The sequence below is a fragment of the Myxococcus vastator genome, from assembly GCF_010894475.1.
GTDB lineage: Bacteria > Myxococcota > Myxococcia > Myxococcales > Myxococcaceae > Myxococcus > Myxococcus vastator.
This window is the reverse complement of the sequence record NZ_JAAIYB010000484.1, coordinates 1-6,115: the sequence shown is the minus strand read 5'-3', so window position 1 is coordinate 6,115 and position 6,115 is coordinate 1. Positions and strand designations below refer to the sequence as shown.

Annotated in this window: 9 protein-coding genes; all 9 read right to left on the bottom strand. The window is 70.5% G+C overall.

Annotated features, from left to right (window positions below; genetic code table 11):
• Positions 1 to 264, bottom strand: a 264-nt coding sequence (locus G4D87_RS31985; RefSeq protein ID WP_205507796.1) for a HEAT repeat domain-containing protein, incomplete at its 3' end; no start/stop codon positions are given.
• Complete coding sequence (locus G4D87_RS31980; RefSeq protein ID WP_163786479.1) at positions 261 to 638, bottom strand: hypothetical protein; 378 nt, start codon at positions 636 to 638, stop codon at positions 261 to 263. The genes G4D87_RS31985 and G4D87_RS31980, both read right to left, overlap by 4 nt.
• 21 nt (positions 639 to 659) lie before the next feature.
• Positions 660 to 1,184, bottom strand: a complete 525-nt coding sequence (locus G4D87_RS31975; RefSeq protein ID WP_163786478.1) for a chemotaxis protein CheW — start codon at positions 1,182 to 1,184, stop codon at positions 660 to 662.
• Positions 1,181 to 1,747: a chemotaxis protein CheW gene (locus G4D87_RS31970; RefSeq protein WP_163786477.1), complete on the bottom strand. Its 567-nt coding sequence runs from the start codon at positions 1,745 to 1,747 to the stop codon at positions 1,181 to 1,183. The genes G4D87_RS31975 and G4D87_RS31970 overlap by 4 nt, the downstream gene beginning before the upstream one ends.
• A 43-nt stretch (positions 1,748 to 1,790) precedes the next feature.
• The gene (locus G4D87_RS31965) at positions 1,791 to 4,145 is read right to left on the bottom strand and encodes a chemotaxis protein CheA (RefSeq protein WP_163786476.1); all 2,355 of its coding nucleotides are present in this window, start codon (positions 4,143 to 4,145) and stop codon (positions 1,791 to 1,793) included.
• Positions 4,142 to 4,516, bottom strand: coding sequence for a response regulator (locus tag G4D87_RS31960; RefSeq protein ID WP_163786475.1), 375 nt, complete (start codon positions 4,514 to 4,516; stop codon positions 4,142 to 4,144). Before G4D87_RS31960 ends, G4D87_RS31965 begins: the two co-directional genes overlap by 4 nt.
• 55 nt (positions 4,517 to 4,571) lie before the next feature.
• On the bottom strand, positions 4,572 to 5,063 hold the full coding sequence (locus tag G4D87_RS31955) for a M17 family peptidase N-terminal domain-containing protein (protein ID WP_163786474.1): 492 nt from the start codon (positions 5,061 to 5,063) through the stop codon (positions 4,572 to 4,574).
• A gap of 30 nt (positions 5,064 to 5,093) precedes the next feature.
• Entirely contained in the window at positions 5,094 to 5,516 is a 423-nt protein-coding gene (gene nusB / locus G4D87_RS31950; protein ID WP_163786473.1) for a transcription antitermination factor NusB, read from the bottom strand.
• A 3-nt stretch (positions 5,517 to 5,519) separates the two neighbouring features.
• On the bottom strand, positions 5,520 to 6,023 hold the full coding sequence (ribH, locus tag G4D87_RS31945) for a 6,7-dimethyl-8-ribityllumazine synthase (protein WP_163786472.1): 504 nt from the start codon (positions 6,021 to 6,023) through the stop codon (positions 5,520 to 5,522).
• Between the last annotated feature and the right edge of the window lie 92 nt (positions 6,024 to 6,115).

Genomic DNA, 6,115 nt, shown 5'->3' with positions numbered 1-6,115 from the left:
GCCCAGCCCCGCGAGCGCCTCCGCCGCCGCGTTCCGAGCCCCCGTCTCCCCTCGCTCCCCCAGCACGGAGATGAGCCGGGCCGCGAGCTCGCTGGAGGCGGGCATCCGCTTGAGGGCCTCCGCCGCGACGTGGCGCACGCGCCAGCTCTCGTCATGCAAGCCGACGACGAGAATCTCCAGAACGCCCGCCGCGCACGGGTCCAGCGACTGGAGCGCGAGGTAGCGCGCCTCCTCGGCGACCGGGGGCTCGGCGTGGGGGCTCATGTGTCGAAGACCCGGTCAGAGCCTGGCTGGAGATAGAACCAGAGGGCGTAGGCCCCCAGGGCCGTGCCCAGCGGGACGTTGGGAATGGCGAGGATGCCCAGCACCAGGGTCAGCGTCCTCGACCAGGCCTTGCGGTTCAGCAACCCGAAGCCGGTGATGACGCCTGGCAGCCCCAGCAGCGCGAGGCACCCGCCCACGCCCACGCCCACGGCGACAATCAGCGCCCGCTCCTCGGGCTCCGCGCCTGGCAACAGCCCGCCCATGGCCCCGAGGAACAGCATCACGCCCACGGCGACGAGCACCGACAGCCCGTTGATGGCGATGAAGAGGATGCCGAGGATTCTCCGGTGCTGCTCCAGTCCTTGATGGCCCACTGCAATCCCCCTTGTGTGTGCCTACGTCGTGTTCCTTGAAGACTCGCGCTCCAGCTCCACGCGCAGCAAGGCCTTGAGGTCCAGCAGCAGCCGGAGCCGGTCTGGTGGCCCACAGACGCCAACGACGAAGGGCGTGTGTCCGGCCACCACCAGCGCGGGTGCGGGCTTGATGTCGCCGCGCCGCACGCGCAGCACCTCCGCCACCCGGTCCACCTTCACCGCCATGCGCCGCGTGCCCAGCTTGCAGACCAAGAGCCGCGTCTTCGGCGTCTCCGGACCCGGCGCCCCCATGAGCCTGCACCGCAGGTCCACCACGGGGAGGATGAGGCCACGCAGGTGGAGCACGCCCTCCACGAACGCCGGGGCGTGCGGGATGGAGGTGATGCGCTGGAGCGGGAGGATTTCCTCCACCCGCATGATGTCCAGCACGTACTCCTCCGCGCCGATGAAGAAGGCACAGAGCTGCACCACCGTGTCCGCGGCCGAGGCCGCTTCATCCGGGAGCGCGTGCGGACGCCGCGGCAGCAGGTTGACGGAGTCCTTCATGGGGCCAGCGCCTGTTCGGCGTCCAAGAGGATGTAGAGCATGGGGCCTCGCCGGCCCATGCCCACCACGCAATCCCTGTCACCCGCGCGCATCCCCGGCGGCGGGGCCTCCAGCATGGACGGCTTGAGCTTCACCACGCCCACCACGCCATCCACCCACACGCCCGCGGGCCCTGTCTCCGTGCGCAGCACGAGGATGCGAGCGCTCCGGGGCGGCGCAGGCGCGTCGGGCCCGGCGACCAGGGGTGCCCGCTCCGCCAGCCGCAACCGCATCTTGACGTCGTACACGGGCAGCAGCTCGCCGCGCAGGTTCATCACGCCCAGGAGCTGGGGCTCGGCCCGGGGAATCTCCGTCAGCGGCGGCACCTTGGAGATTTCACGCACCCCTCGGATGGGGACCGCGTAGCACTCCCCCTCCAGGCGGAAGGCCAGGTACTCCTCGGGCACCTCCTCGGGGACCAGGGGCAAGACGCCGTCGCTGCCCGCCGCGAAATCCTGGAGCCCGGAGACGTCCTCGTCAGGACGGTAGAAGAAGTCGTCGAGCAGCTCCGAGAACCGGGACACAGCGACGCAGGATAGCAGCCGGCGCGCCCGTCCGCAGCGAGGGTCAGGCGCGACGCCGCTCCACGGCCATGCCCTCTTCCAGGAGCGCCGCCACGTCCAGCACCAGGACGGTGCGCCGGTTGCCCAGGTCGGTGGCGCCGGAGATGCCCCGGACGGACTGGAGCCGGCCCCCCAGGGGCTTGGTGACGATGTCCTGCTGGCCGTGCAGCTCGTCCACGGCGATGCCCAGGCGCTCCTGGGCCAGGCCCACCACCACCACGAAGTGGCGGCTCACCGGACGCTCCGGCAGGGCGAACATGCGCGCCAGCCGCACGAAGGGCAGCGTCTGGCCGCGCAGGTCCAGGACCTCGCGCCGCTCCACGGTGCGGATTTCCCTGGGCTGGACGGAGATGATTTCCAGCACGCTGTTGAGCGGCACCGCGTAGGTGCGGCCACTGACGCCCACCAGCAGCGCGCGGATGATGGCCAGCGTGACGGGGAGCGTGAGGTGGAAGGCGGTGCCCCTTCCGCGCTCGCTCCACACGTCGATGATGCCCGACAGGTTCCCCAGGTTGTTCTTCACCACGTCCAGGCCGACGCCCCGGCCGGAGAGCTCGGACACGCTGCGGGCGGTGGAGAAGCCGGGCTGGAAGATGAGGTTGAGCAGCTCCCGCCGGCTCATCTCCTGGGCCTGCGAGAAGGTGATGACGCCTCGCGTGATGGCCACCTCGCGCACGCGCACCTCGTCGATGCCGGCGCCGTCGTCACTCACCTCGATGACGACGTGGTTGCCCTTCTGCTCGGCGCGCAGGCCCACCACCGCGCGGCGGGGCTTGCCCGAGGCCAGACGGGCGTCGGGGGACTCGACGCCGTGGTCGATGGCGTTGCGGATGAGGTGCATCAGCGGGTCGCTGAGCTCCTCGACGATGAGCTTGTCCAGTTCCACCTCGCCGCCGCTGATGGCGAGCTCGATTTCCTTCCCCGCCTCGCGGGTGATGCGGCGCACCAGCCGTGCCAGCTTGTCGAACACCTGGCCGACGGGGACCATCCGCGCTTCGAGGAGCCCTTCCTGGAGGGCTTCCAGCTTGCGCTCCAGGCCTCGCGTCTCGCGCGCCAGTTCCTGGCCGAACAGCTTGGAGAGCGCCACCGCGCCGTCCTGCCGCGCGGACTCCGCGAGCCGCTGGAGGTTGGCCTTGATGAGCAGCAGCTCGCCCACCATGTTGATGAGGCCATCCAGGCGCCCGATGTCCACGCGCACCGTCTGCGTCAGGGAGCGCAGCGACGTGTCCGCCGTCAGCGTCGCCTGGGGACTCACGGGAGCCCCGGCCGGTAGCGCTGGGGCCACCGAGAGCCCCTTGGGTGAGGCCTTGGCGGCGCCCTGGAGGTAGGCGACGACCGGCACGCTGGAGGGCCCAGGCACGTGCGCCGGTGAGGGCGCGCCGCCAGCATCGGCGGGCAGGGCGGCGTCCGACGTGGGCCACTCCAGGGGCCCGGGCTCCGTGTCTTCCGGTACGTGCGGAAGCAGCGGCGGCCGCGCCTCGGGAGGCAGCGCGGCGGGCGTTGCTCGCGCACGCTTCTTCTTCTTGCCGCCGCCCCTGGGCGACGTCGAGCGCATCGTCGCGGAGGGTTGCGCGGCCTGAAGCAGCGCGCTCGTCGCGGCCTCCGCGGCCGGTCGCACCGTCAGCGCGGACAGCTCCGCGGGCGTCCCCTTCAACCCCGTCTCCAGGGCCGCCTGGTCGACCTGCGCACCGAAAATCAGGTCGAACGCGATGCCATGCGCGCCCCCCGGCTGCGCGGACGGCAGCGTGCTGATGACCTCGCCCAGGGGCTTGAGCCGGGCGTTGAGCTCCACCAGCCCCTTGTCGAAGTCGGACAAATCAAAGGCGGCCCGCACGCGCCACAGCGCCACGCCCCGCCGCACGTTCTCCCGCAGCCGGTGCTCCTCGTACTCCGTGAAGACGGAGCGGACCTGCGCCTCCAGCTCCAACCGGTCCAGCGGATCCTCCTCCGCGACCTCCGCCGGAGCGCCCATCGACGCCATCCGCGCGGCCATCGTCTCCACACGGGCGGACAGGCCTTCGCTCTCCGTGCCGCGCGCGGCCTCGCCCAGCAGCGCCTGGAACGCATCCAGGACTTCAATCAACGCATCCAGGACGGCGCCGTCCAGCAGCAGCTTCCCCAGCCGGAGCCGGTCCAGCAGGTCCTCCGTCCCATGCGCCAGCCGGGAGATGCGCTCCTGGCCGAACAGCCCGGACAACCCCTTGAGCGAGTGCGCCGCGCGGAAGATGCCGTTGACCAGGTCCGGGTCCGCCTCGTGGCCCCGGCGCTCGTCGAGCACGAGCAAATCCCTGGCCAGGGCGTCGAGAATCTCGGTCGCCTCGGCGACGAACTCCGATAGCGCCTTGCTTCCCGGACTCACGGCAGCTTCAGGTAGCGCCGCAGGAGCGCTTCGAGGCTCCCGGGGAGGAAGGGCTTGACCAGATACTCCACGGCGCCCAACGCGAGCCCGCGCTCACGGTCCTGCTCGCGCCCCTCCGTGGTGATGATGAAGAGCGGCACGTCGCGGTAGTTGGGGTTCTTCTTGACGAAGTTGATGAGCTCCAACCCGTTGATGTCGGGCATGTTGATGTCGGTGATGATGAGCTCGAAGCGGTGACGCGGCAGCAGCTTCAGGGCCTCGAAGCCGCTCGAGGTCACCACCACCTCGACGCCCTCCACGGCCTCGACCATCGCGGCGATGTACTCGCGCGATGCTTTCGAGTCCTCGACAATCAAGACCTTGACACGCATGTGCGCTCGCCCCGGGCGAGGCATGCTAGCAGAAGGCCCGCCCGCCCGCCGAGCGTCAGCCCTTGCGTGCAGGCAGCGACTTGACGAGTCCCTTGTCCGCCAGGACGGCCACCCGTCCGCCCTTGAACGCGGGCAAGAAGCCCTTCTGGAAAGCCTCCGCCCGCGCGGCGTCCTCCACCTGGCCACCGGCGGGCACCTCCAGCGCCACGGACTCCACCCGGGCCTTGGAGAGCACCCGGCCCGCTTCCGCGAGCGCGTCGTTCAGCGCGCCCGCGTCCAGCCGCTGACGCGCGCCCAGCCCCACGACGAAGATGCGGGGCACCGCCAGCTTCCCGTCCGAGGGCAGCAGCAGCCAGTCATCCTTCGCGCCCGTGAAGAAGCCGGCCTTGAGCACCCGCGAGAGCGAGCCACACAGCCGCCAGTCCACGAAGCCCGCGGAGGACGGCAGGGGCCGGTCATCCTCGGCGATGAAGAGGCAGAGCGCGTCCACCCCGCCGAGCGAGTCCAGGCCCTCCAATCCAATATCGTGCGTCGTCGTCTGGCTCACGGCGCGTCCCTCGCGGCTGGCGTCAGCGAATCACGGCTTGTTCAAGGCGACCGCGACGCGGTCCAGGAGCCCGTTGACGAACGCGCTCGATTCTTCGTTGCCGAAGTTCTTGCCCAGCTCCACCGCCTCGTTGATGGACACCTTGCGGGGGATGTCCGGGCGGTACTTCAGCTCGAAGATGCCCAGTCGCAGCACGTTCCGGTCAATGCGCGACATGCGGTCCAGACGCCAGTTGTGGCTGTGCCGTTCGATGAGCTGGTCGATTTCGTCCCGGTGGGACTGCACCCCCTCCACCAGCTCCCGGGCGAACTTCACCGCGTCCGGGTCCCGCTTGTCGCTCTCCTCGGCGGCCGACCAGGCCGACTCCAGCGCCTCCGCCGTCGTCGCGGTGGCCATCTCCAACTGGTAGAGCGCCTGCAGCGCACGCTCACGTCCCGTTCTTCGCGCGCCCATGGCCTACGCCTTCCTTCCGTCCGTCGCCGACAGCTTCGCGTACAGATTGACCATTTCGATGCAGGCCAGTGTGGCCTCCGCTCCCTTGTTCCCCGCCTTCACGCCCGCCCGGTCGATGGCCTGCTCCACCGTGTCCGTCGTCAGCACGCCGAAGGTCACCGTCGTCGCCGGGGTGGCCGCGGCGGCCTCGAAGGCCACCGCGCCAATGCCCTTGGCGCACTCGCCGGCCACGTAGTCGAAGTGCGGCGTCCCGCCCCGGATGACGGCGCCCAGGGTGATGACGCCCACGTACTGCCGCGTCTCCGTCACGCGCCGGACCAGCCCGGGCAGCTCATACGTTCCGGGGCAGCGGTACACGTCGATGTCCGCGTCCGCCACGCCGTGGCGCACCAGCGTGTCCACGGCGCCCTTGGCCAGCTCCTCGGTGATGAAGCCGTTGAAGCGGGCCACGCAGATGGCGAAGCGGCCCTTGGGGGGTAGAAAGTCACCGTCGAAGTAGCGAGGCATGCCGCGCTTCCTACACCACCCCGGGGCCCGGCGTCGCCTGCTACGGCGTGCCAAACCCCGCGGCCTGCCCCTTATAACAATCTGACCCTGCC

Excerpts from the sequence above, each read along its gene's own strand:
- G4D87_RS31975 (WP_163786478.1), bottom strand. The coding sequence starts at position 1,184 with ATGAAGGACTCCGTCAACCTGCTGCCGCGGCGTCCGCACGCGCTCCCG.
- G4D87_RS31960 (WP_163786475.1), bottom strand. The coding sequence starts at position 4,516 with ATGCGTGTCAAGGTCTTGATTGTCGAGGACTCGAAAGCATCGCGCGAG.
- nusB (WP_163786473.1), bottom strand. The coding sequence starts at position 5,516 with ATGGGCGCGCGAAGAACGGGACGTGAGCGTGCGCTGCAGGCGCTCTAC.
- ribH (WP_163786472.1), bottom strand. The coding sequence starts at position 6,023 with ATGCCTCGCTACTTCGACGGTGACTTTCTACCCCCCAAGGGCCGCTTC.